24 protein-coding genes are annotated in these 22,536 nt (G+C 63.7%); 6 read left to right on the forward strand and 18 right to left on the reverse strand.

All coding sequences use genetic code 11. The features are described 5' to 3' along the window. Nucleotides 1-96: 96 nt before the first annotated feature. Nucleotides 97-828, forward strand: a complete 732-nt coding sequence (locus AC6CDK_RS05495) for a DUF4197 domain-containing protein (RefSeq protein ID WP_039645604.1) — start codon at nt 97-99, stop codon at nt 826-828. Between the two features lie 19 nt (nt 829-847). Here the strand turns inward: AC6CDK_RS05495 and AC6CDK_RS05500 are convergent, their stop codons facing one another. From AC6CDK_RS05500 to serA, 11 genes are all read right to left on the reverse strand, one after another. Next, nucleotides 848-1,492 carry a trimeric intracellular cation channel family protein gene (locus AC6CDK_RS05500; protein ID WP_039645606.1) on the reverse strand — a complete coding sequence of 215 codons (645 nt, stop codon included), beginning with the start codon at nt 1,490-1,492 and terminating at the stop codon, nt 848-850. Between the two features lie 15 nt (nt 1,493-1,507). Beyond that, nucleotides 1,508-1,795 (reverse strand): iron-sulfur cluster biosynthesis family protein, encoded by a 288-nt coding sequence (locus tag AC6CDK_RS05505; protein WP_082021148.1) that lies wholly within the window; start codon nt 1,793-1,795, stop codon nt 1,508-1,510. A 1-nt stretch (nt 1,796) separates the two neighbouring features. Beyond that, on the reverse strand, nt 1,797-2,393 hold the full coding sequence (locus tag AC6CDK_RS05510) for an HD domain-containing protein (protein WP_066357647.1): 597 nt from the start codon (nt 2,391-2,393) through the stop codon (nt 1,797-1,799). Continuing rightward, entirely contained in the window at nt 2,390-2,863 is a 474-nt protein-coding gene (locus AC6CDK_RS05515) for a flavodoxin family protein (RefSeq protein ID WP_039645609.1), read from the reverse strand. Before AC6CDK_RS05515 ends, AC6CDK_RS05510 begins: the two co-directional genes overlap by 4 nt. After that, nucleotides 2,860-4,914: a monovalent cation:proton antiporter family protein gene (locus tag AC6CDK_RS05520; protein ID WP_039648289.1), complete on the reverse strand. Its 2,055-nt coding sequence runs from the start codon at nt 4,912-4,914 to the stop codon at nt 2,860-2,862. The genes AC6CDK_RS05515 and AC6CDK_RS05520 overlap by 4 nt, the downstream gene beginning before the upstream one ends. Before the next feature lie 158 nt (nt 4,915-5,072). Then, nucleotides 5,073-6,533, reverse strand: coding sequence for a potassium/proton antiporter (locus AC6CDK_RS05525; protein ID WP_039645612.1), 1,461 nt, complete (start codon nt 6,531-6,533; stop codon nt 5,073-5,075). Nucleotides 6,534-6,600: 67 nt separating this feature from the next. Then, complete coding sequence (locus tag AC6CDK_RS05530) at nt 6,601-7,674, reverse strand: mannose-1-phosphate guanylyltransferase (RefSeq protein WP_039645613.1); 1,074 nt, start codon at nt 7,672-7,674, stop codon at nt 6,601-6,603. 104 nt (nt 7,675-7,778) lie between these two features. Then, complete coding sequence (gene greB, locus AC6CDK_RS05535; protein ID WP_039645615.1) at nt 7,779-8,264, reverse strand: transcription elongation factor GreB; 486 nt, start codon at nt 8,262-8,264, stop codon at nt 7,779-7,781. A gap of 5 nt (nt 8,265-8,269) precedes the next feature. Beyond that, complete coding sequence (gene rpsA / locus AC6CDK_RS05540) at nt 8,270-9,478, reverse strand: 30S ribosomal protein S1 (protein WP_039645617.1); 1,209 nt, start codon at nt 9,476-9,478, stop codon at nt 8,270-8,272. 89 nt (nt 9,479-9,567) lie between these two features. Further along, nucleotides 9,568-10,131, reverse strand: coding sequence for a thermonuclease family protein (locus AC6CDK_RS05545; protein ID WP_039645619.1), 564 nt, complete (start codon nt 10,129-10,131; stop codon nt 9,568-9,570). A 78-nt stretch (nt 10,132-10,209) separates the two neighbouring features. Beyond that, complete coding sequence (serA, locus tag AC6CDK_RS05550; RefSeq protein ID WP_039645621.1) at nt 10,210-11,838, reverse strand: phosphoglycerate dehydrogenase; 1,629 nt, start codon at nt 11,836-11,838, stop codon at nt 10,210-10,212. A gap of 173 nt (nt 11,839-12,011) precedes the next feature. Here serA and AC6CDK_RS05555 point away from each other — a divergent pair, with 173 nt between their 5' ends. After that, nucleotides 12,012-12,506 (forward strand): tRNA (cytidine(34)-2'-O)-methyltransferase, encoded by a 495-nt coding sequence (locus AC6CDK_RS05555; protein WP_039645623.1) that lies wholly within the window; start codon nt 12,012-12,014, stop codon nt 12,504-12,506. A 5-nt stretch (nt 12,507-12,511) separates the two neighbouring features. Further along, entirely contained in the window at nt 12,512-12,895 is a 384-nt protein-coding gene (locus tag AC6CDK_RS05560; RefSeq protein ID WP_039645625.1) for an HsmA family protein, read from the forward strand. Here the strand turns inward: AC6CDK_RS05560 and AC6CDK_RS05565 are convergent. From AC6CDK_RS05565 to AC6CDK_RS05580, 4 genes are all read right to left on the reverse strand, one after another. Then, complete coding sequence (locus AC6CDK_RS05565) at nt 12,892-13,671, reverse strand: HD domain-containing protein (RefSeq protein ID WP_192905559.1); 780 nt, start codon at nt 13,669-13,671, stop codon at nt 12,892-12,894. The genes AC6CDK_RS05560 and AC6CDK_RS05565 overlap by 4 nt on opposite strands. 19 nt (nt 13,672-13,690) lie before the next feature. Then, nucleotides 13,691-14,311, reverse strand: coding sequence for a LysE family translocator (locus tag AC6CDK_RS05570; RefSeq protein WP_192905554.1), 621 nt, complete (start codon nt 14,309-14,311; stop codon nt 13,691-13,693). Between the two features lie 70 nt (nt 14,312-14,381). After that, entirely contained in the window at nt 14,382-15,668 is a 1,287-nt protein-coding gene (locus tag AC6CDK_RS05575; RefSeq protein ID WP_039645629.1) for a class II fructose-bisphosphate aldolase, read from the reverse strand. 112 nt (nt 15,669-15,780) lie between these two features. After that, the gene (locus tag AC6CDK_RS05580) at nt 15,781-16,152 is read right to left on the reverse strand and encodes a PilZ domain-containing protein (protein WP_039645631.1); all 372 of its coding nucleotides are present in this window, start codon (nt 16,150-16,152) and stop codon (nt 15,781-15,783) included. A 280-nt stretch (nt 16,153-16,432) separates the two neighbouring features. On the opposite strand from AC6CDK_RS05580, the gene mnmH reads away from it, so the two are divergent. Together mnmH and AC6CDK_RS05590 are read left to right on the forward strand one after the other, a co-directional pair. Continuing rightward, on the forward strand, nt 16,433-17,467 hold the full coding sequence (gene mnmH, locus AC6CDK_RS05585) for a tRNA 2-selenouridine(34) synthase MnmH (protein WP_039645633.1): 1,035 nt from the start codon (nt 16,433-16,435) through the stop codon (nt 17,465-17,467). Between the two features lie 4 nt (nt 17,468-17,471). Further along, nucleotides 17,472-18,422: a zinc metalloprotease HtpX gene (locus AC6CDK_RS05590; RefSeq protein WP_192905555.1), complete on the forward strand. Its 951-nt coding sequence runs from the start codon at nt 17,472-17,474 to the stop codon at nt 18,420-18,422. A 15-nt stretch (nt 18,423-18,437) separates the two neighbouring features. Here AC6CDK_RS05590 and AC6CDK_RS05595 read toward each other — a convergent pair whose 3' ends face one another. Next, entirely contained in the window at nt 18,438-19,277 is an 840-nt protein-coding gene (locus AC6CDK_RS05595; protein ID WP_066357658.1) for a rhomboid family intramembrane serine protease, read from the reverse strand. A gap of 586 nt (nt 19,278-19,863) precedes the next feature. Here AC6CDK_RS05595 and AC6CDK_RS05600 point away from each other — a divergent pair. Next, entirely contained in the window at nt 19,864-20,352 is a 489-nt protein-coding gene (locus AC6CDK_RS05600) for an adenosine-specific kinase (RefSeq protein ID WP_192905556.1), read from the forward strand. 181 nt (nt 20,353-20,533) lie between these two features. Here AC6CDK_RS05600 and AC6CDK_RS05605 read toward each other — a convergent pair whose 3' ends face one another. Both AC6CDK_RS05605 and AC6CDK_RS05610 read right to left on the reverse strand, forming a co-directional pair. Then, nucleotides 20,534-21,118, reverse strand: a complete 585-nt coding sequence (locus tag AC6CDK_RS05605; protein WP_039648293.1) for an acyl carrier protein phosphodiesterase — start codon at nt 21,116-21,118, stop codon at nt 20,534-20,536. Between the two features lie 84 nt (nt 21,119-21,202). Continuing rightward, complete coding sequence (locus AC6CDK_RS05610) at nt 21,203-22,489, reverse strand: O-acetylhomoserine aminocarboxypropyltransferase/cysteine synthase family protein (RefSeq protein ID WP_066357661.1); 1,287 nt, start codon at nt 22,487-22,489, stop codon at nt 21,203-21,205. Nucleotides 22,490-22,536: the final 47 nt, after the last annotated feature.

Raw genomic sequence — 22,536 nt, forward strand, 5'->3', positions numbered from 1 at the left:
TGGGACGGAAGGTGCGCCCTGTCTTGCATAATCGGCAAAACCAATCATACTTCACGTGGATGGGGAGGCACACTCGGTACGGAAAAGGAGGCACCCATGAAACGTCTGCTGCTGCTCGCCTGTCTGGCAACGCTCGTGACCGCAGGAGAGTGCCGGGCCGGTTTTCTCGATGAACTGACGCAACGGGCCGCGCCCCTGCTGCAGGGTTCCGCCCTCGACGACGCCACGGTGGTCAAGGGACTGAAGGAGGCACTGGCCACGGGCACGGAACGGGCAGTGAACGCCGTGGCAAAGCCCGACGGCTATTTCGGCAACCAGTTGGTCAAGATCCTCCTGCCGGAAAAAATCCGCACGGCTGCCGACGTCCTCGGCACCCTGGGCTACCGCAAGCAGGTGGACGAATTCGTTCTGAGCATGAACCGGGCGGCCGAGAAGGCGGCGCCCAAGGCCGCGGGACTCTTCGGCGACGCGGTCCGTCAGATGACCTTTGACGACGCCAAGAAGATCCTCAACGGCGGAGACCGGGCCGCCACCACGTTCCTGGAAGGGAAGACCCGCCCCAAGCTGTTCGAAGAGTTCAAGCCGGTCATCGCCAAGAGCATGTCCGAGGTGGGAACCACCCGGGCGTACCAGGAGATGATCGGCAAGTACGAGGCCCTTCCCCTGGCGGCCCTGGCGGGCGGGACATCCCTTGACCTGGACACCTACGTGACCGACAAGGCCCTGGACGGTCTCTTCACCATGCTGGGCGAAGAGGAGAAAAAAATCAGGACCAACCCCGCGGCCCGCACCACGGACCTGCTCAAGACCGTGTTCGGCTCCAAGTAGGGGGGGCGGATGTCCCGTTTTACCCCTTACCGTCCTCTGCGTCTCCCTCCCCCGGCCTGGGGGCGAGCCCCTTTATCCGCGGGAGGGAAAGGCCGAAGCGCATGGCGAGCAGACGCAGAACAAGGGTGACCGTCAGACAGGTGAAGAGCTGGACCTGCTCTGGCGCGCCGGCGGCCCGGACCGCCACGAAGCATACGCCGCCGAGGATGGCGGCGCTGGCGTAGAAGTCGGTGCGGAGCACGGCGGGGATCTCCATCACCAGGATATCCCGCACCACGCCGCCGCCGGTGGCGGTCATGGCCGCCATCATGACGATGCCGAAGCCGCCGAGCCCACCCGCGGCCCCCTTTTGGGCACCGATGGCGGCAAAGGCGCCCAGGCCCACGGCATCGGCCACCATGACCCAGTCCCAGAGCGGGGCGAGCCGGCCGGCGGCCAGAAAGACCAGGAGCCCTCCGGCCACGCAGATGGCCAGATAGGATTCATTCCTAAAGACCATGGGCGGCGTGGTCCCCAGGAGCAGATCGCGGATCATGCCGCCCCCCACCCCGGTGGCAACCGCCAGCACAAGCACTCCGAGAAGGTCCAGTTCGTGCTTGATCGCCCTGAATGCCCCTGACAGGGCGAAAACGAACGTCCCGAAGACGTCCAGCGCATAAATCATGATCCGGCTCCACCCTTAGCAGCAGACATCGCCCGATTCCCGCCTGAAGACGAGTCCCTCTCCGTGCTCATTGGTAATGTAGTCAAGTATCTGGTCGTCCAGGAGGGAGCGGAAATTACTGGTCACCGCCACCTCGATGCCGTTCAGGACCATCCGCTCATCATTGTCTGCCGGCTCATCCAGAGCCAGTCCCAAGCGGGGACCGCCTCAGCCGAACCCCTCGAAGACAACGCGCAGGATCTTTCCGGGGTGCTCCCCCACGATCGGCGTAAGAACCGCTTTTGCCGCATCAGTGATCGTCATGTCATGCTCTCCTTTCGTCATTGAGCAGATCCGCTATCTGCTCGATCTTGTCACCCTTGTCGCTGCCGCCGTGGGAGCCGTCCGCGTCGGCGCGGCAGACCTCCAGCAGCAGCGGCAACAGGGGGTGGTCCAGGAAGCGGTGCTGATTGCGGGTGAGCCGCGCGGCCGGCGCCAGGTTCCAGGAAAAATGGAAGGTATGGTGCCTGACCAGCCAGGCCACGTCCGCTGCCAGCTCAGGGATTCCCAACCGCTCCATGACCGCCGGTACCATGGCTGCGCCGCGCTCGGCATGGCCCCAGGCGCGCCAGCGCCCGCTGATGAATTCGGTGGTCTCCGCCTTGCCGATATCGTGCAGGAGCACCCCCCAGAAAACACGCGGATCAGCCCCTCCGTCTACGGCCGACAGGGCGAGCATGGTATGGACGAAGGCGTCTCCCTCGGCGTGATACACCTCGGGCTGGGGAACGCCCCGCAGCCGCGCGACCTCCGGGAGGCGCCGGTCGAAACTGCCGTCGGCCAGCCAGCGGTCGACGAGCTCACGGCAGTGGCGGGCGGTCTTCGGGATCGTCTCGCCCCCCTGTGCAGCTCCGTCCCTCATCGGACCCGGTTGACCAGCTCGGTGAATGTTGCCGCGAGAACGTTCACCTCATTGGCGATCCGTCCGTCGGGCGCCCCCACGGCCACGGGGCCGTAGTGCCCGGCCGACGTGAGCCCCTGGACGATGCAGCCGTGGATCAGGAACGCCTTGAGGATGTCGAGGACCACCGTGTCGCCCCCGCCGCCGATCATCCCTTCCGAAGTGAACGCGGCGGCGGCCCTGCCGTCGAGCTTCCTGAAGTACTTGACGCTCTCGTCGATGAACTTTTTCACGGGCCAGGCCATGGTGCCGAAGTAGTTGGGAGAGCCGACGATGAAGCCGTCATAGGAGGGGAGCGTATCGATGTCGACCTCCTCGACCTTGATCAGCTCAACGGTCAGATCTCTGGTCACGAGGCTGTCGGCGATCATGCGGGCCATTTTTTCAGTATTGCCGCTGCGCGAGTAATAGGTTACGAGTACTTTTTTCACTGGTCTCTCCTGTTGCTGGTGTCGTGTCGGCTGTTATCCGCCCGGGGCGCGGCAACGGGCCCGCCCCCTGCCGCCGGCGCATCGAAGAGGCGCGAGGCTGCGGCGAGTTGCTCCGGCGTGCCGAGCAGCAATACGATGTCTCCCTCGTGCAGGACCCAGACCGGGTCGGGGTTGGGGGTCACCTCGTCCCCCCGCTTGATCACCAGGAGCGTGGCGCCCGAGCGGGCTCGCAGGGTCCCCTGCCGCAGGCTTTCTCCTTCGATGGAGGCTCCCTTCTTTACGCGAAAGGTGGCGATCTCCGCGCCGGAGAGGTACCCGGCGATCCCCACGGCGTGGCTGTGCCGGCGGCTCATGGTGCGGAACATGTCGTAGGAGCCCCGCCGGATTTCGCCCACGCACTGCTCGATCTGATCCTGGGGGACGAGGAAGTTGCGCAGGACCCGGGAGAATATCTCGATGGACGTTTCGAACTCCTCCGGCACCACCTCGTTGGCGCCCAGCTTGTACAGGGGCTCCATCTCGGCAATGTAGCGGGTCCGGACGATGATGTGGATGGTGGGGCTCATCTGCCGCGCCTGGGCCACGACCCGGCGGCTGGCGGCCGCGTCGGAAATGGCGATGACGATGCTGCGCGCGCGCTCCACGGCTGAGTGGGTGAGGACCTCGGGCCGGGTGGCGTCGCCGAACATAATGCGTGTTCCCTTGCTCTTTTCCGTAGAAACCGTGAAGGGATTGGTCTCGATCACCACATGGGGGATCTTCTGGACCTTCAGCACCCGGGAAAGATTCCTGCCGTTGACGCCGTAGCCCACCACGATCACATGGTCCGTCAGGGAGAGCTTCTTCTCTTTCCCCCGCAGCGCACCCCGTCCCCGGATCAGGGGAGTCGGCAGAACCCCCACCAGATAAGTCGCCACCGGTGCGCCGATCTTGAGGCAGAGGGGGGTGAGGGCCATGGTGGCCACCGATGCGGCCAGGAATATCTGGTAGAACTCCTTGGAGAGGAGGCCGTACTGCATGCCGGTCTGTGAGAGAATGAATGAGAATTCGCCGACCTGGGCCAGGGACAGGGCCGTGACGATGCCCACCCGCGCAGGGATGCCGAGGGCCATGGCCGCCCCGCCCGTGACCAGAAACTTCACCACCAGGATGGTCAGAACGAGCGTGACCACCAGGACCGGCTGCCGAACCAGGACGGACAGATCCAGCAGCATGCCGACGGAGATGAAAAACAGGCTCATGAAGGCATCGCGGAACGGGATGATGTCTCCCAGGGCCTGGTGGCTGTACTCCGATTCGGAGATGGCAAGGCCGGCGATGAATGCCCCAAGGGCCAGCGACAGTCCCACCTGGGCCGTGAGCCAGGCCGTGCCGAAGCCGATGAAGATGATCGTAAGGATGAAGAGTTCGCGGCTGCGGCTCTTGACCACCTGCTCGAATATCCAGGGGACCAGGAACCGGGAGCCGAAGTGGGCCACCACCACCACGGCCGCCGCCTTGAGAGACACCAGGACTATCCCTGTCCAGCCGTTGCCGGCCCCGGCCAGGAAGGGAGTGAAGAGCATGAGGGGGACCACGCAGAGGTCCTGGAAAATCAGGATGCCGAGCGCCATCTTGCCGTGGGGCGTGTCCATCTCCCCCTTGTCCATGAGCAGTTTCATGAGGATGGCGGTACTGGAGAGGGCCACCAGGAAGCCGAAGAAGGTGGCCTGGGAGAGTGGTATGCCGAAGGCGTATGCCAGGACCGCCACGATGGCGATGGTGACCCCCACCTGCATCCCCCCGCCCCAGAAGACGAGGTGCTTGATCCGCATCAACTCCTTGAGGGAGTATTCGATGCCGATGGTGAAGAGCAGGAGCACCACCCCGATCTCGGCCATCTGCTCGACCTGGTGGGTATCCTTGATGAGCCCCAGGGCGTAGGGCCCGGCCAGAATGCCGGTGGCGAGAAAGCCGATAATGGAAGGGAACATGAGCCGGCGCAAGAGCACCACCGTAAAAACAGCCAGCCCGAAAAGTATTTCCATGTCACGGAGTACCTGAAATTCCACGAAGACCTCATCTTGAATGTTGAAAGGGGCCGGCCGGACCTGAAGCCATGGCTGCCCCAAAGGATGGGATGGCTCCCCGCCGGTCAGAGCACCGTTCCGGTTCTGATCATTCCCAACGAAAGGAGTACGGCAACTGAATCAAGCGGCGCGACCGGTGGTCAAGGCGGTGTTTCGAGCATGGCGCGTATCGCGTTGATTCGCTCGCGCTCGGCCAGGAGATGCACCGTGTCTCCCGCCTCGATGAGGGTGCCGCCGCCGGGGACGACGAACTCTCCCCGCCGCTGGATCAAAACGATAAGTGATCCCGGTGGGAGATGGAGATCCACGATCTGACGATTCACGGCCGATGACGCAGACGAGATCTCAACCTCGACCAGCTCGCCCTTTTCCTCGTCAGACGGCTCAAACTCGAAAGGACGTCGGGGCTTGGCGGAAATGGGGGCGTCCAGGCCAAGCCAGCGGGCGGTGAGCGGGATCGTGGACCCCTGGAGGAGCGCCGAGGTAAAGACTATGAAGAAAACAATGTTGAAAATCATCTCAGCCTTGTCGACACCGGCCATCAACGGAAAGGTGGCAAGCACGATGGGGACCGCTCCGCGCAGGCCGACCCACGAAATCATCGTTTTTTCCCGAACGGTCATGGGGGTAAAGGAAAGCGTCGCAAAGACGCTGACGGGCCGGGCCACCAGCATGAGAAAAGCTGCCGTGCTCAGTCCCACGAGCGTCACGGGAACGAGGTGAGTGGGAAAAACCTGCAGCCCGAGAATCAGGAACATGGTGATCTGCATCAGCCAGGCAAGACCGTCGTGAAACCGGATAAGGCTCTTTTTCTGCACGAAGGAGCTGTTCCCCATGACCAGCCCCGCCGCATAGACCGCGAGAAAGCCGTTCCCTCTCAGAAGAGCGGTGCCGCTGTAGATCAGAAGCACCAGGGTCAGGGTAAGCACGGAGTAGAGCCCTTCGTACTCCAGGCGGAGCCGGTTGATCAGGAGGACTCCTCCCTTGCCCAGGAGATAGCCTGCAGCCGCGCCGACCGCCATTTGCCACAGAACGAGCAGGGGCAGATGGTAGAGCTTGGCGCCGGGATCCACCAGCAGGGAAATAATGGCAACGGTCAGGAAGACCGCCATGGGATCGTTGCTACCCGATTCAAGTTCGAGGAACGGTTTCAGTTCGCCGCGAAGACTTACGTTGCGGGAACGGAGCACCGAAAACACGGCCGCAGCATCGGTGGATGAGACAATGGCCCCCACCAGCAGCCCCTCGAGCAATGAAAAATCGAGAACCTCATGGACAAACCAGCCGACCAGCAGGGCCGTGACAAACACTCCCAGAGTCGAGAGAATCAGCGCCCGGCCCAGCACCGGCCGGACAGAGCGCCAGTTGGTGTCGAGACCGCCGGCAAAGAGGATATAGGCGAGAGCCACGATGCCGAGAGACTGGACGAGGACCGGCTTGTCGAACTCGAAGCCGCCCGGGCCGTCGGAGCCGGCCAGCATCCCCACCAGAAGGAAGAGAAGAAGCGCCGGCACCCCCAGTCGACTCGACACCTTACTGGCGAGGATGCTCACCAGCAAGAGGAGGGAAGTACCCAAAAGTAGATATTCGAATGGGGTCATGGGCAGCGGGATCCCCTCGCGGAAGGTGCGATGTCACGGCCGGGGCGCCGGGAAACGGCGGGAGCCATCAGAGATACTGCTTCAGGCCGCGGCGCTCCAGGTCTTCCACAATCTTCCTGACGTCCTGGGCTCCATCCTTGGCGCAGACCATCAGGGCATCGGGGGTGTCGACGACCACCAGATCCCTCACCCCCACCAGTGCCACGAGCTTTTCACCGCGCACCACGCAGCCGGCCGAGTCCACACTGATGACGGTTTCGTGGCCGAGACGGATGGTACCGTCGTCGTCGGGGGCGATCAATCCGGGCAGCGCGCTCCAGCTTCCCACATCGCTCCAGCCGAAGGAGGCGGGGAGCACCAGCACGTTGTCGGCCTTCTCCATGACGCCGTAGTCGATGGACTGGCCAGGGACCATGGCGTAAACGGCCTCGATCTGGGGAGCGAGGTCGGCCGGTTCCCAGATGTCGGTATCAAAGGCAATGCCGGCAAAGGCCCGGGCCAGGTCGGGCATGTGGTTGGCAATCCGGTCGAGGATCACGTCAACGCGCCACATGAACATACCGCTGTTCCAGTAGAACCCGCCGGCGGCCAGGTACTGGGCCGCAGTGGCTGCGTCGGGTTTTTCCACAAAGCGTTTGACCGGATACGGACCGTCGCCCCGCAGGTCCCGGTCGGCCTCGATGTAGCCATAACCGGTTTCGGGCCGGTCCGGTAGGATGCCGAAGGTGACCAGCCAGCCGTTCATGGCTGGGTTGCGCCCCTCCTGAAGTGCAGCGCAGAAGCCGTCCTCGTCGGCAATGTAGTGGTCGGCGGGCAGCACTGCCATGACCGCCTCCGGGTCGTGGCGGGCAATGAGGGTGGCGGCCAGGCAGATGGCCGGCGCCGTGTTGCGCCCCATGGGCTCCTCGATCACCTCGATGCGCATTCCCCTCAGGTATTCCAACTGACGTCGGGTTTCGTCCGCCTGCAAATGGTTGGTGACCACCAGGATGCGCTTGGGGTTGAGGGGTATGACCCGCTCCACGGTCCGCTGCAGCATGGACTTTCCGCCAAAGACCGACATGAGCTGCTTGGGGTGGGCCTTGCGCGACAGGGGCCAGAAACGGGTGCCGGAGCCGCCGGCGAGGATGACGACGTACATGTGGAGCCCTCCGGGACTATCAAGCTGACAATGAAGACGCAGGGATGGGATGAAACCGGGTCAGCCCGGCTCCTTCATCCCTGCGTCTGACGGGGAAAAACCTGTTAATCCGGCGGTTGGTAGCCGACTTCGAGCAGGGTGAAGACCGCCTCGCCCGCCGGACGGCGAACGTGGATCTCGTCTCCCTCCCGGCGACCGAGCAGCGCCTTGCCCATGGGGGAGTCGAGACTGATGTGCCCCTTGGCGGCATCGGTCTCGTCCGGGCCGACAACCCGGTAGACGACCTCGTCGCCCTCCTCGTTTTCGAGCCGTACCCAAGCCCCGAAAAAGACCGTACCCGTGGCCGGGGGCGGAGCGTCCACCACCGTGAGGGCATCGAGCCGCTGAGTAAGGAAACGGATGCGGCGGTCGATCTCCCGCAGCCGTTTCTTACCATAGATATACTCGGCGTTTTCGGATCGGTCACCCTCGGCGGCCGCATCGGCAACCCCCTGGGTGACCCGGGGGCGCTCCTCCTTCCAGAGCCAGGTCAGCTCGGTCCGGAGCTTTTTCGCCCCCTCGGGAGTGATGTAGTTGGAATGACCCGCCATCCGACCTACTTCTTGTCGTCGAGCTGGGCCTTGAGAATGTCGCCGAACGTTCCCATGGAATCCTTGGCCTGTGCTGCGCCCTTGCCGCGGAATTCGGCAATGCTCCGCTCCTCTTCCTCTGCCGCGCGTTTGGTGGCGGCCAGCGCAAGGGAAAGACGGCGGCTCTCGCGGTCCACACCCTCGACCGTTACCTCAACGGAGTCACCTTCCTTGAGCACCTCCCGGGGGTGGGCGATCCGCTTGCCGGCACCGAGCTTGGAGATGTGGATGAGGCCGTCGATGCCCGGAGCGAGCGTGACGAAGGCGCCGAACGGAGCGAGCCGCGCCACGGTTCCCGTGTGGTAGGACCCTTCCGGGAAACGCTCGGCAACCCCCTCCCAGGGATCGGCCTGAATATCGCGGAGGCTGAGGGATATCTTGTTGTTCTCCCAGTCGATCCGCTTCACCAGGGCAGTCACCTGCTCGCCAGCGGACAGGACGTCGCCGATCTCCTTGACCCGGGTCCAGCCGGCCTCGGAAATGGGAATGAGCCCCTCCACGCCGCCGATGTCAACGAACGCGCCGAAGGGCATAAGGCGGGTCACGGTGCCGGTGACGGTCGTCCCCTCCTTGAGCGTCTCCTTCAGGGCCTCGCGCTTCTGCCGCTCTTCCTCCTCAAGGATTGCGCGGTGGGAAAGGACGATGTTGCGCCCGCGCTCGGCGAATTCCACCACCTTGAACATGAGCTGGCGGCCGACGAATTCGGCCGGGTTGGCCGCCCGGCGGAGCGAAATCTGCGAATAGGGGCAGAAGGCGCGAACAGTGCCGCCGACCTTGATCTCGAAGCCCCCCTTGATCTCCTTCTCGACGTTCCCCTCCACGGGTATGCCGGCACGATAGGCGTCCTCCAGGGCGGACAGGCCCGCCTGCCCCGCGCCGACCTTGGTGGTGAAGCGCATCTCGTTCCGTTCCACCTTCACGAACCAGACCGAGATGGTATCCCCCTCGGCGACGGTCAGGTTGCCGTCCTTGTCCAGGAGCTCCTTGCGCTCCATGACCCCTTCACCCTTGCTGCCAATATCGAGGAAGACCCACTCGGCGCCGATCTTGAGCACCCGTGCGTCAACCTTTGAGCCCGGCCGCAGCCGCTCGGTCCTGCGATTGCTCTTTTCGAAGAGCTCGGCGAAGCTCTCCTCCTCGGCCGGCTCGTTTACGTTGTTTTCGTTGTCGATCATCGTTGTCTCCGTTGCGAAAGAGTTTCGGCTGTTTCGGCGGGTCGGGGCCGGTACAGCCGCACCATGAGAAAGTAGTCGAAAGGGAGTGATTAGTCAAGCTTCTGGAGCCTCTGTCGCTTGCGAAACTCCCATGGCGGCACGGGGTTGTGCTCCTGCCAGAGCCCGAGCCGTTGCCGGCGCGCCTCCTCTTCGGCCCCCCGGTACTCGGACACGTGGGGCCTCCGCAGGTACTGGACATAGGCCCAGGCATAGCCCCGGCGCACCATCTCCAGGTTCGCGTTCACCCCATCAACCTCGATGGTCCCCACCTGGCGATTGTAGGTCGTGTCGCCGGTCAGGGTCACGTGCACCTCCCGGTTGAGGACGAGACGGCTCAGTTCGTCGGCCGCATCCTGCCCGTACGGCTGCCCCTTTTTACGTTTTTTCGGGGTCTCGGGCGTATCGATGCCGTAGAGTCTGCAGGTGTAGGGCTTGCCGCCTCCTGCCGGGGCGATGACCACCGTGTCGCCGTCCTTCACCGCGATGACCCGGTCGCCGGCGGCGCGGTCGGAGGATTCCGGCGGCACCGGAGCCCGCTCGGGGGTGAGCAGGTAGAGCGCCAGGACGAGCCCCATGAGCAGAAGCGTGCCCCCGAGCCACAGCGTGTTTTTCATGCGTCATCCTCCTGCGCAAAAGGGCCGGTCCCCAAAGGAAGACCGGCCCCGCGCGTTAAACAAGGAAATGGCCACGGATCAGACGCCGCAGCCGCAGCTCCTGCTGCACCGGGCGCCGGGCATGTGAATGGCCTTGATGAAGGTGGCGTCGGTGGCGGCGCGTACCTCATCCAGCACCTGGGGCGGCACCGCCGAGTCCAGGGAAAGGATGACCATTGCTTCCCCCTTTTTTTCACTGCGCCCCAGGTTCATGGAGGCAATATTGATCTCATGCTGCCCCATGATGGTGCCGATCTTGCCGATCATGCCCGGCCGGTCGGCGTAGTGAAGCAGCAGCATGTGCTCTTCGGGCGCGAAGTCCATGGAGTAGTCGCGCAGCCGCACGATGCGGGGCACCCCGTCGAAAAGGGTGCCTGAGATAGTGCGGCGCTTGCCCCCCTCCCCTTCAACCACGACGGTGATGAGGTTGGAGAAGGCGTCAACATGGGTCGTCTTGGTTTCCTCCACCACGATTCCCATCCCTACGGCGATCAGGGAGGCGTTCACCATGTTCACGTCCTGGTCCACCATCCGGTTCAGGATCGACGCCAGGCCGCAGACGGTAAGCGGGGTGCAGTCATAGTGGGCGATGGAACCCGCGTAGCCGAAGACGATCTTCGAGATGTTGGCGTCCAGCAACTGAATGCCGAATTCGCACAGGGTGTTCATGAGGTTGAGGAACGGCCGCATCTGGTCCATGAGCGCAAGGTCGAAGCGCGGAATGTTCACGGCGTTCTCCAGGGGCTGGTCGTCCAGGTAGTTGAGAATCTCGCGGGATACGTCCACGGCCACGTTCACCTGGGCCTCAAAGGTATTTGCCCCCAGATGCGGCGTCACCACGACCCTCTCGTGGCCGATGAGCTTTTTCAGATACTCGCTCTTGGGGGGCTCCTCGCTGAACACGTCCACGGCGGCTCCGGCCACCTTGCCCGATTCCAGGTACTTCAGCAGGGCCGCCTCCTCGATGATACCGCCCCGGGCGGCGTTCACGATGATGACGCCGTCCTTCATCATGGCCAGCTCACGCTCGCCGATCATGTTGCGGGTCTCGTCGGTGAGAGGGGTGTGGACGGTGATGATGTCGCAGTTTTTGTAAATCTCGTCGTGGGAGACCAGCTTGACCCCCAGGTCATGGGCCCGCTTCACGGCGATGTAGGGATCGCAGGCGAGCACGTCGCACTCGAAGGCCTTGAGCCGCGTGGCTACCCGGCCGCCGACCTTGCCGAGGCCGATGACGCCGGCCGTCTTGCCCTTGAGCTCGTAGCCGGTGAACGGGGCCCGCTTCCACTCGCCGCTCTTCAGGCTGCCGTTGGCGCGGGTCACGTTGCGGCAGAAGGAGAGCAGCAGCGCCATGGCATGCTCGGCCGCGCTGTTGGTGTTGCCGAAAGGAGCGTTCACCACGATGACGCCGCGGGAACTGGCATAGTCCACGTCCACGTTGTCGATGCCCACGCCCGCCCGGGCCACGAGCCTCAGCCTTTTCCCCGCGTCCAGGAGCTCCCGGTTCACGGTGGTGCCGCTGCGGGTGATGATGACGTCGTACTCGCCGATGATGGCGAGGAGTTCATCCTTTTTGAGGCCGAGCTTCACATGGAGCTCAACACGCGGATCCTGGGCAAGAAGCGCCAACCCTTCCTGAGCCACCTCGTCGGTAACGATGATTTTCATTGCTGATCCCCTGTGGTGTGGAATGTAATGAGTAGCCGGGATGACCCGATGGTAAGAAAGTGCTTTGCGAGGCTGCGGAGAAGCGCTAATAATAGACCCCCCGATTGAAAATTGCAAGGCCGGCGAATTCTTCACCCGGTATACGAGGGGGAGCGTTCCCGCGGGAAGGACCCATGACTGGACAGCAGCCCTTTCACATCGTGCTCGTGGAGCCGGAAATCCCACCCAACACCGGCAACATAGCCCGCCTCTGCGGGGCCACCGGCACCGTGCTCCACTTGGTCGGAAAGCTGGGCTTCTCCACCGATGACCGGCACCTGAAGAGGGCCGGCCTCGACTACTGGAGCGAGGTGGACATCCGCTACTGGGAGAGCCTCGACCAACTGCGGCAGGCCTGGCCCGGGGCTCGCTTCATCTATACGAGCAAGAAGGCGGCGCGCTGTTACGTGGATGCCGGCTTTCGCGAAGGGGACTTCATCGTCTTCGGCAAGGAGACCGTGGGACTGCCCGAGGACCTGCTCCGGGCCAACGAGGAGCACTGCGTGAGGATACCGATCTTCGGCAAGGTGCGGAGCCTCAACCTCTCCACCGCCGCGGGGATCGTCCTGTACGAAGCCCTGCGCCAGACCGGACGCCTTGCCGGCCGGGTAAGTGAAGACGGGGAATGACACCGATGCTCAGGGTCGGAATCATGTTCATGGTGCTGGCGCTCGCCTTCTATACCTACGCGGTCTTCAGCGGCAGGAAGGAGGGGCTCCACGCCAAGCACCTGCTGGTCTTCGGCGCTGGGCTGCTGTTCGATTACCTGGGAACCCACCAGATGAGCCTCTACGCCAGGGCCTTCGGCAAGGCCCCCGAATGGCACAACCTTACCGGCATCCTGTCCCTGGCGGGAATGGCCTTCCACTTTTTGCTGGCCCTTGCGGCATCGTTCGCCCGCAGGGCCGAGCGGATCAACCACACCTTTCACCGGGTGAGTCTCACCATCTACACCCTCTGGTGCATCGCCTTCGCCAGCGGAGCCATCGCCGGAATGCTGAAGGCGGCTAAACACTAGCCCGACCGCGCCAGATACTCCCGCACGAACGCCACGACCCGGGCCACATCCTCTCCCAGAGGAAGGGTCGTCGCCATCTGCTCGACGTAGCGTCGCTCCACCACCAGCCGCCGCGACACGGCGAAATTCAGGTCGAATACCCATGAAAGCTGAAGGAGCTTGAAGTCGTTCAGGGTCCTCAAAGTCGCTAGATTGACCAGTTCTCCCCGCATGACCGTGGCCACCACCCGGGGGGTACAGACCGGCAGGTCCGGGAACCCCAGCCCCACCGCCGAAGCCTGCCTCTCCGGGGGCAGACCGTAGAATTCGAGGAACACCCGCCAGATATCCAGCTTGTCCGCGTCGCGCACCAGGTGCAGCAGCCGGCGGGCCGGGCCGTCAATGGCATCGGGAATCCGGAACGCGTTGTGGAGCGCCACCGTGCCAAGGATCATCCGCCGCTCCTCCGGCGCCAGGCCGTCGAGCACGCCCTGTCGCGTCAGCACGCGGACGCCGAGGGTCCCGTGGTTTTCCGAGTCGCTGTCCCTGAAGGTGCCATAGCAACGGTACTGCTCGAACCGCCCCACATCGTGCAGCAGGGCAACCGCCTCGGCCAGGCGCCGTTCACCCGGATCGAGCCCCAGTTCCAGCGTCAGGAGCTCCATGAAGGCGCAGACCTGCTCCGTGTGCTCCTCTTTCAGGCGGATGTTCCGGTTGTCTTCTTCGCGTGAGGTGTAAAAGGAGCGGCAGTAGCCGAGGAACCACCTTCTGAGGGAAGCAAGCCCCTCCTCGTCCAGGGTGGTTATGACAGAGGGGTCAGCGGACATCGGGCAATGCCACGCGGATGCCGAGGCCGATGAAGGTAACGCCGGCCAGGGCCTGGAGCCGTCCGGCAACGGCGGGCCGACGCCGGAGCCAGTCCCCGATGAGCCCCGCAAAAAGGGCCACGGAGCCGAAGATGATGATGGTGACGACCATGAAGATGATGCCGAGCCCCATGAGCTGAAGGCCCGGAGTGGCCGACGCGGGGGACACGAACTGGGGAAGGAACGCGAGAAAAAAGAGGGTTACCTTGGGATTGAGGATGTTTGCCACGATGCTCTGGCGGTAGATGGCCCCAAGGGCGTCGAAGCCGGCCGGTTCGCCCACCAGGGATGCCCCCCGGTTCCGCAGCGCCCCGATGCCGATGTAGACCAGATAGCAGGCCCCGGCAAGCTTGATCAGGGTGAATGCCACGTCGGAGGACCGGATGAGGGTCGACACCCCCACCGCCGCCAGGGTCGTGTGGAAGATGCAACCGGTGCTGAAACCGGCCGCGGCAGCCAGGCCGGCCATCCGCCCCTGGCTTACCCCCCGGGTGAGGACCTGGATGATGTCGGGCCCCGGCGCAATGGTGACGAGAATGGCGGAGACAAGAAACACACTGAGATTTGTCATGGTCTGCTCCGGAGCGACAACGGAAAAAGGGGGGCTTTTGCCCCCCTTTCACGCCCCTGGCTGCGGGGTGCTAGTCGTCGAAATCTCCTTCAGCGCCCTTGTCGCCCACAATTGACTTGGCCCGTTCGATGATCCGGGCTTCGGTCCAGAGGGCCGGATCTTCTATGCGGCTCCCCTTTGCCCCCACGTCGTGGGAACCGGCCGAGAGAATTGCCTCCATGGCATAAGGTGCCGTGTCCCGGGCATTGAGCACCTCGGTCATCATCTTGTAAGCAAACTCCTCGACCCCCTTGGCCATCCGCTCGCGGATTTCCCTGGGCTGCGCCAGCAGTTTGTTCTCGAAGGGAAGGTTCAGGTTCTTGTAGTCCCCCTTCTTCCAGCCTTTGCCTTCGGCATGGGCCACCATCTCGGCCCACAGCTCGTCGCTCATGCCGGCATCGGGCTTCTTGATGAAATTGCCGTCGGCATCCAGTTGGGCATTGCCGTAATCGTTCACCTCAAGCCCCCAGGAGATCATCTGGAGCGCGGTGGCCACGTTGGCCTTGGTGGTGGCGGTTTCATCGGCGATGGCCCGGAGCCGCTCGGAGCTGTTGCCCGAGGTGCCGTGCTGGGCCCCGTTGACCCGGTAGGGTTCCAGGGCCTTGTGGATCTCGGCGGTGAGCCCCACCTGGATACCGGCATCCGACGCCTCCAGGCCGTGGGTGGTGCCGTTGTTCAGGGCGATCCAGTCGGGGAAGATGCCGTGGGCATTGAGCCCCTGAATGAGGAATTTCGCCTCGTCCACCGTGGAGAGCCCCGTGTTCCCCTTGATCTCGCCCACCTCGGTCTCAAGGCCGGCCCAGGACGGGATGAACGGATTGATGGCCAGGTTGGCCAGCAGGTTCCGGTCGTCCGGCAGGTGGGAGGCGTCGATGGCGATGGAGGTGATGCCCGCCTCGAACATGGTCGGAATCTCCACCTTGGCGGCGTTCAGGTCCTTTTCGTTCTTGATGCCGTAGTGGTCGGCGTGGATGGCCACCGGCACGGTGATCCCCAGCTCGTTGCAGAGGGCGTCGACGATGCGGGCCATGTTCCAGTAATTGACGGCGCAGTAAGCCTTCTGGCCCCCCTCCGACTTGGCGATTTCGATGATGAGCGGGCAGTTGGCCCGCTGGGCGGCCATCAGTGCTCCGCGAATGACGAAGTAGTTGCGGCCGTTGGCGGCCATGGCGATGGCCTTTCCCTTGGCGAGCATGGCCCGGTCCACAACCTTGCCGCTCACGATGAGGGCCTTGGAGTTGGGGAAAAGAGCCCGGATATTGGGGGGGCGGCCGACCTGCAGGGCCTTCTCGAATTCGGCGGAGTACTGGGCTGTCATAGCACCTCCCTGTTTAGTGACATTCAAACATATTTACTACAAATAAAACAGCCTGTTATTAGCACGACCGGGGGTAAAAATCAAGGAACGATTGCCCCGGCGACACTGGTCCTCACTTCCGGCCGAGCCGATCTTCCACGTAGTCGGCGAACTCGTCCATGACCCGGGTCGGCTCGGGCGTGTTGTACTCCACGATATTGCGCAGGTGGATGAACGAATCGACCTCGATGCGCGAAAAGCGGATGGCAACGCCGCTCGCATCGGCGCGGACCACCTCGCCGGCCAGTTCCACATTCAGGGATGGACTTCCCTCGGCCAGGGAGATGACGACCTCCACCTCCTCGCCGATGGCCGGCTGTTCCTCCGTTTTCACGAACATACCGTTCAGGCTCAGGTCGACCACTTCGCCAGTGAACGAGATTTCGCCGCGAGTAACCGTTGCAGAAACAACAAAGGGAACGCGCGTGAATCGCCTTTTATCCATCTTGGACACCTCCCGGATCAGTGCCGCCGCCTCCCTGTGCGAACCGGGCCTCCTGCCGTGCAATCACTGGGGATGATTAACGTTCCGCGCCCATTTGTCAACAGCATTTTGACCGACTAAAACCATCTGCACCACCGATGGAACGGCTCACGACGGCCCCGTCCCGGGCAGAAACAGAGAGAATGCACCCCTCCCCGGCCATCCCGCACGTGGTGGCGCGCCGTCCTTGCAATTGGCCTGGCTCCCCCCGTATAATGCTGTGGTTTGCAAGGAGAATGACGTGATCAAAACCACACCGTTTCATGAATCGCTGCTCGACACCCACCTGGCGGTGGATGTCCGGACTCCCCTCGAATACGAGGAAGACCATCTCCCCGGCGCCATCAACGTCCCGCTCCTCACCAACGAGGAACGGGTGGAGATCGGCACACTCTACAAACAGACCGGCCCCCTGGAGGCACGCCACCGGGGGCTGCACCTGACTGCCCACCGCTTTCCCGCCATGGTGGAGGAGATTGCCCGGGCCGCGGCAGGCCGCCCCATTCTCGTCTACTGCTGGCGCGGGGGGCTCAGGAGCAAGACCGTCGTGTCGATCCTCGACCTGGCAGGGTTCGACGCGATCCAGCTCCAGGGAGGCCACAAGGCGTTCCGCCACCTGGTTCTGTCGTCATTCGAGCCCTTTACCCCGCCCGCGCCGCTGGTTGTCCTCCACGGCATGACCGGCGTGGGCAAGACAACGTTCCTCCTGCAACTGGCACGGACCGGCCATGCCGTGGTCGACCTGGAGGGACTCGCCCGCCACCGGGGATCGGCCTTCGGCGAACTGGGACTTCGCCAGGACATCTCCCAGAAACGGTTCGAAACCCTCCTCTGGGATGCCTTCCGCCGGTTGCCTGCCGGCTGCCCCATCCTGCTGGAGGGCGAAAGCAGGCGCATCGGCAGGCTCACCCTGCCGGGCAACCTCTACGACGTCATGCGGGGAAGCGTGAAGCTGTGGTGCGAGGCGTCGGTGGCCACCCGGGTGGCCCGCCTCACGGAAGAGTACGGCCGCACCGAGTACCGCGACGGCATGGCCGGCGCCCTGGAGCGGATCAGAAAAAAGCTCGGCGGCGACAACTACGAAGCGATCAAGGGCCACCTGGACCGCTGGGAAATGGAACCGTTCATGGAGGGCCTGATCCGGCACTACTATGACAAGCTCTACTACAAGACCCGCGACTGGGTGGAAGATGCCGTCATCTCCCTGGAGGATTTTTCCGAAGGAGAGCGGGACCTGAACGCGTTCCTCGCGTCGCGCCCACAGGCCGCGGTGTAGCCCCATGCTGGCCCAGAGGTTGCGCAACCTCATCCAGTCCATGGTGCTCGTGGCGGGCATGGTGGGGCTTCTTCTCACCCTCGGCTGGCTCTTTGCCGGCGTCTACGGCATGGCATGGACGCTCCTGGTGGGAATCATCCCGCTGGTGGTGAGCCTGAGGGTCCTTCCCGCCCTCGTCCTCAGGATGTACAAGGCAAAGCCCCTCTCCGTCGCCGAGGCCCCCCAACTTCACGCTATCGTTAACCAGCTTTCCCGCCGCGCCGGCCTGGCGGAGCCCCCCCGCATCCACTATATTCCCAGCTCCGCCCCCCTGATCTTCTCCATCGGCAGCGGCAAGGGAGCCTCAGTGGCCGTAACCGACGGCCTGCTGCGGCTTCTGACCGTCCGGGAGCTTGTCGGCGTCCTGGGGCACGAGGTCAGCCATATCGGAAACAGCGACACCTGGGTCATGAGTTTCGCCGACGTGGTGACCCGCGTAACCCGCCTCATCTCGCTGATGGGACAGCTACTGGTCATCCTCAACCTCCCCCTGCTGATCCTGGGGGAGTGGTCGCTGCCGTGGATCCCGCTGATGCTCATGCTCTTTGCCCCCATCATCAGCGCCCTGCTCCAGCTTTCCCTGTCGCGGACCCGCGAGTTCGAGGCGGACCTCTCCGGCTCAAAGCTCACCGGCGACCCGGCGGGGCTCGCCTCGGCCCTGGGCAAGCTGGAGGAGTATCAGCAGAGAGTCCTGAAAAAAAGCCGGCTGCCGGGTATGAAGGGGATCGAGCCGTCCCTGCTCAGGACTCATCCCGTAACCGATGAACGGATCAAAAGGCTGAAAGAGATCGTGCGGGAGATGTACCCGGACGACAGCATGCTGGTCTGCCCCGAAGACGGCGGGCCGTGCGTCCCTCACCACATGGCGGAGGTGAGCCGCGTGCCGCGCCGCCACCTGAACGGCCTGTGGCACTGAAGCCCCGGGCTCGCCTCAGCCCCTGAAGGTGTAGTAGACGCTCAGAAAACCGAGCAGAAGCGATACGGCCGTGGCAAGGGCGCAGGCACCGGCCAGGAAGGTGTGAAAGAGATTGTCGCTGCGCCGTTCACGGTAGCCGAGGATGAAGGCCATAATGATTCCCCCCAGGATTCCCCCGCCGTGCCCCCAGTTGTCGATCCCCGGCACAACGAGGCCGAACAGGAAGAGACCGACCACCCATCCCCAGACCTCCTTGAAAACCGCCTGGCCGTAGAGCCCGCCCCTGCTCTTGCCGTAGTAGAGAAGCGAACCGATCAGGGCGCAGATGGCGCACGACGCACCGATGGTGTAGCCGGTGCCGGCCAGGTAGGATGCCACGTAACCGGCCACCCCGCCGAGGGTATAGATGGAAAACATCCGCCAGGTGCCGTATTCGCGCGCCACCAGCGGGGCGATCTGCCGCAGGGCCATCATGTTGAAGAAGATGTGCAGCAGGCCGCCGTGGAGGTAGTTGGCCGACAGGAGCGTCCAGAACCGGCCGAACCGGTCGATGGGCACCACGCCGGTGGCCCCCAGGAGCAGCAGGCTGTTGCGCCCCGGCGACAGGGCCGAAAAGAGCCCGCCCTGCCCTGGCGGGCGGTTGTCGACCAGCAGCGACGCCACATACATGATGACATTGACCGTCAGGATGATGGTGATGATCCTGTCCGCGTCGCCCCCACTCCTGGTGAAGGGGTTGTTCTTCAGCCACGACCCGGGACGGGAGGTGCCGCAGTAGGGACAGGACGGCTCATCACGGCTGATGAGGCGGCGACAGTTCGGGCAGAGTATCGAGCGGCGCTCGGCAGTGGCCATTCATGGACCTCTCGCTGGGATGGGTGCGGCAGGGGAGCCACCCGGGAGCCGGGGCGAACGCCCACGGGGCACGGGCACCCCAGCATCGTACCGTGAAACGTCCCGGCGCGCAAGGTTCCCCTGCCGAAGCCGCGCCCCGAGCCAGTGCACCATGGCGTACAAATGACAGTCCGGCGCGGCTTCACGGATACGGTGCCTTTGACGGTTCAGGACAATGGGTGTAGTATGTAACTGAAAGAGGATGTTCTTTGACAGCTTCGGTGCCGCACGGACGACGCTGCAGACGCTGTTGCGATGCCATCCGCCAGGAGCGTGACAACCTCTTGAAAAAGGCGAACCGGATCGGCCCCCCGCCCCCGTGGTCCCGCAAGGAGCGCGTGGGCGCAGCCCGTGAACGTACGACCGACGGATTGGGATGAAGTGCCCTGATGCGGCACCGGACGAAAAAGAAGGCCCGGCCTGTGAGCCGGGCTTTCGTGTGTGGTGAACTCCCTGAACGTTCCGGGGATGCATTGACATCATCGCAGGACTTTTTATAGTTGTTGCTAATCATACCCCCAGCAACCCGTGATACCGGGAGGCCATCATGAACCTGGAAATCCACGCCATCAAGATCGATATCCCCCAGGACTGCAACGTTATCCTTGGGCAGACCCACTTCATCAAGACGGCCGAGGATCTGTACGAGGTCGTTGCCACCACTGTTCCCCAGGCCCGGTTCGGCGTCGCCTTCACCGAGGCTTCGGGCCCCTGCCTGATCCGCACCGAGGGAAACGACGAGGAACTGATCCGGACCTGTGTCAGAAACCTTCAGGCCATCGGAGCAGGCCACGTCTTCTGCATCCTGCTGAAGGATGCCTACCCGATCAACATCCTGAACCAGATCAAGAACTGCCCCGAAGTCTGCCGGATCTTCTGTGCCACCGCCAATCCCCTCCAGGTCATCGTGGCGTCCACCTCCCAGGGGTGGGGAGTGCTGGGGGTCATCGACGGATATCCGCCCAAGGGAGTGGAGACGGACGACGACCGGCAGCAACGCAGGGACTTCCTGAGGGCTGTCGGCTACAAGCGTTGAATGCATACGGTACGCACACGCGTCCCGCACACAAGGGGACATCCGCTCATCGAGCGCATGTCCCTTTTGATATTGCCACAGCCCGGCACCGTCCGCCACACATCCCGGCGCGACTGCAGGACAATCGGTCTGACATGCACGTAGTAGAGCCGCTTCACCGGTAGGGGACAATCAGGGGGCGTCACCCGCGACGGGCGAGAAAGTCGACCACAAATGTGGCAAGGGCCGGGTGGAACTGCTGAAAGTCCCCCCTGAGCTCCCGGTGGCACCGGAGCAGTTCCCCTTCGCCCAGGGCAAGGGGATTCGGCCGCCCGACCCGCGCCGACATCCGGCGGAGCACCCGGCCGATCCCGGCAGTGTCTGCGTAAGAGGGAAGCCATTCATCGAACATGGGGGGAAGCAGTTGAACCAGTCGCCCGGGCATGAGGTGGGCGAACCCGAGGGCAATCGCACGGGCACGCGCGATAAAGGAGTGGAGCGGCTCGACGCGGTAGTGCTCCCACTCCGCGGCGAGGAAATGGTCGTAGTAGATATCCACCAGCACCCCCCGGTAGTGACCGAAGAACGGGTCGAGCAGCCGCTTGCTCCGGGTAAACGACTCATGCCCGCTGGCAAAGGAGTCGATGGCCCGGTGGAGCTCCAGGCCCAGCGTGAGCCGCGGAGGATAGCGGCCCGCCAGGGGCCCCTTGACGAAATCCCCCATGAGGTTGCCGGCCATGATCTCCGGATCGTCCCCGGAGAATGCCAAGTGGGCCAGGATGTTCACGGAGCCCCGTCCGCTGGGGGAAGCGCCGGCAGCATCCCGGAGACGGCCCAACGGCCGTTCCAGGGCGGAGTTGCACACGTGGGCTCAGGATTGGGAGGCATGCAGGGCCTGATCGATGTCGGCAATGATGTCGGCCACATCCTCGATGCCGACAGAAAGACGGATGAAATCCGGAGTTACCCCAGCCGAGAGGCGCTCTTCATCGGTGAGCTGCTCGTGCGTGGTGGACGCCGGGTGGATGACGAGGGACTTGGCATCGCCGATGTTGGCCAGGTGCGACAGAAGCTTCACGCTGTCGATGAACTTCTTGCCCGCATCGAGCCCTCCCTTGACTCCGAAGCCGATGATGGCGCCGGCCCCCTTGGGGAGGTACTTGCCGGCATTGCCGTGGTCCCGGTGGCTGGGCAGGCCCGGATAGTTGACCCAGGTGACCAGGGGGTGCCGCTCCAGCCATTCGGCAACCCTGCGCGCGTTTTCCACGTGGCGCGCCATGCGCACCGGCAGGGTTTCCAGCCCCTGGAGGAAGAGGAATGCGTTGAACGGCGCGAGGCAGGCCCCCATATCGCGCAGGAGCGTGATCCGCATCTTGAGGATGTAGGAGAGGTTCCCCAGGGCTTCCCAGTAGCGCAGCCCGTGGTAGGAGGGATCCGGGTCAGTGAACTCGGGGAACCGGCCGTTGTTCCAGGGAAAGCGCCCGCTGTCTACCACCGCCCCCCCGATGCTCGTACCGTGGCCACCGATGAATTTGGTGAGGGAATAGACGGCGATGTCGGCACCATGGTCAAAGGGCTTGAACAGGTACGGAGTGGTCACGGTGTTGTCCACCGCGAACGGGATTCCCGCCCCATGGGCGATCCGGGCTATGACTTCGAAGTCGTCCACGTTGTTTTTCGGGTTCCCCACCGATTCGGTGTAGACCAGGCGAGTGTTCTCATCGATGGCCCGGCGGACGTTTTCAGGGTCAGAGGTGTCGACGAACCGGACCGATATCCCCAGTCTGGGCAGAGTATAGTGGAAGAGGTTGTAGGTTCCGCCATAGAGATAGCTGGTGGAGACGATATTCTGCCCGGCGCCGGCGATGTTGAGCACCGCATAGGTGATTGCCGCCTGCCCCGAGGCGAGGGCAAGCGCGCCTACTCCGCCGTCAAGTTCTGCCAGGCGCTTTTCCAGCACATCGCAGGTCGGATTCATGATCCGCGTGTAGATATTGCCGAACTCCCGGAGGCCGAAGAGATTGGCCGCGTGGTCGGAGCTGCGGAACGCATAGGAAGAGGTCTGGTAAATGGGAACCGCACGCGACAGCGTGGCAGGATCCGGCTCTTGGCCGGCGTGGAGTGCGAGGGTATCGAAGCCTTTGGGGATGTCGGACATGATGGAACTCTCCTTTCGCATGCGACGTTACCCCTCAACAGGAGTAT

It is taken from the genome of Geobacter sp. PheSNFMC (assembly GCF_059620965.1).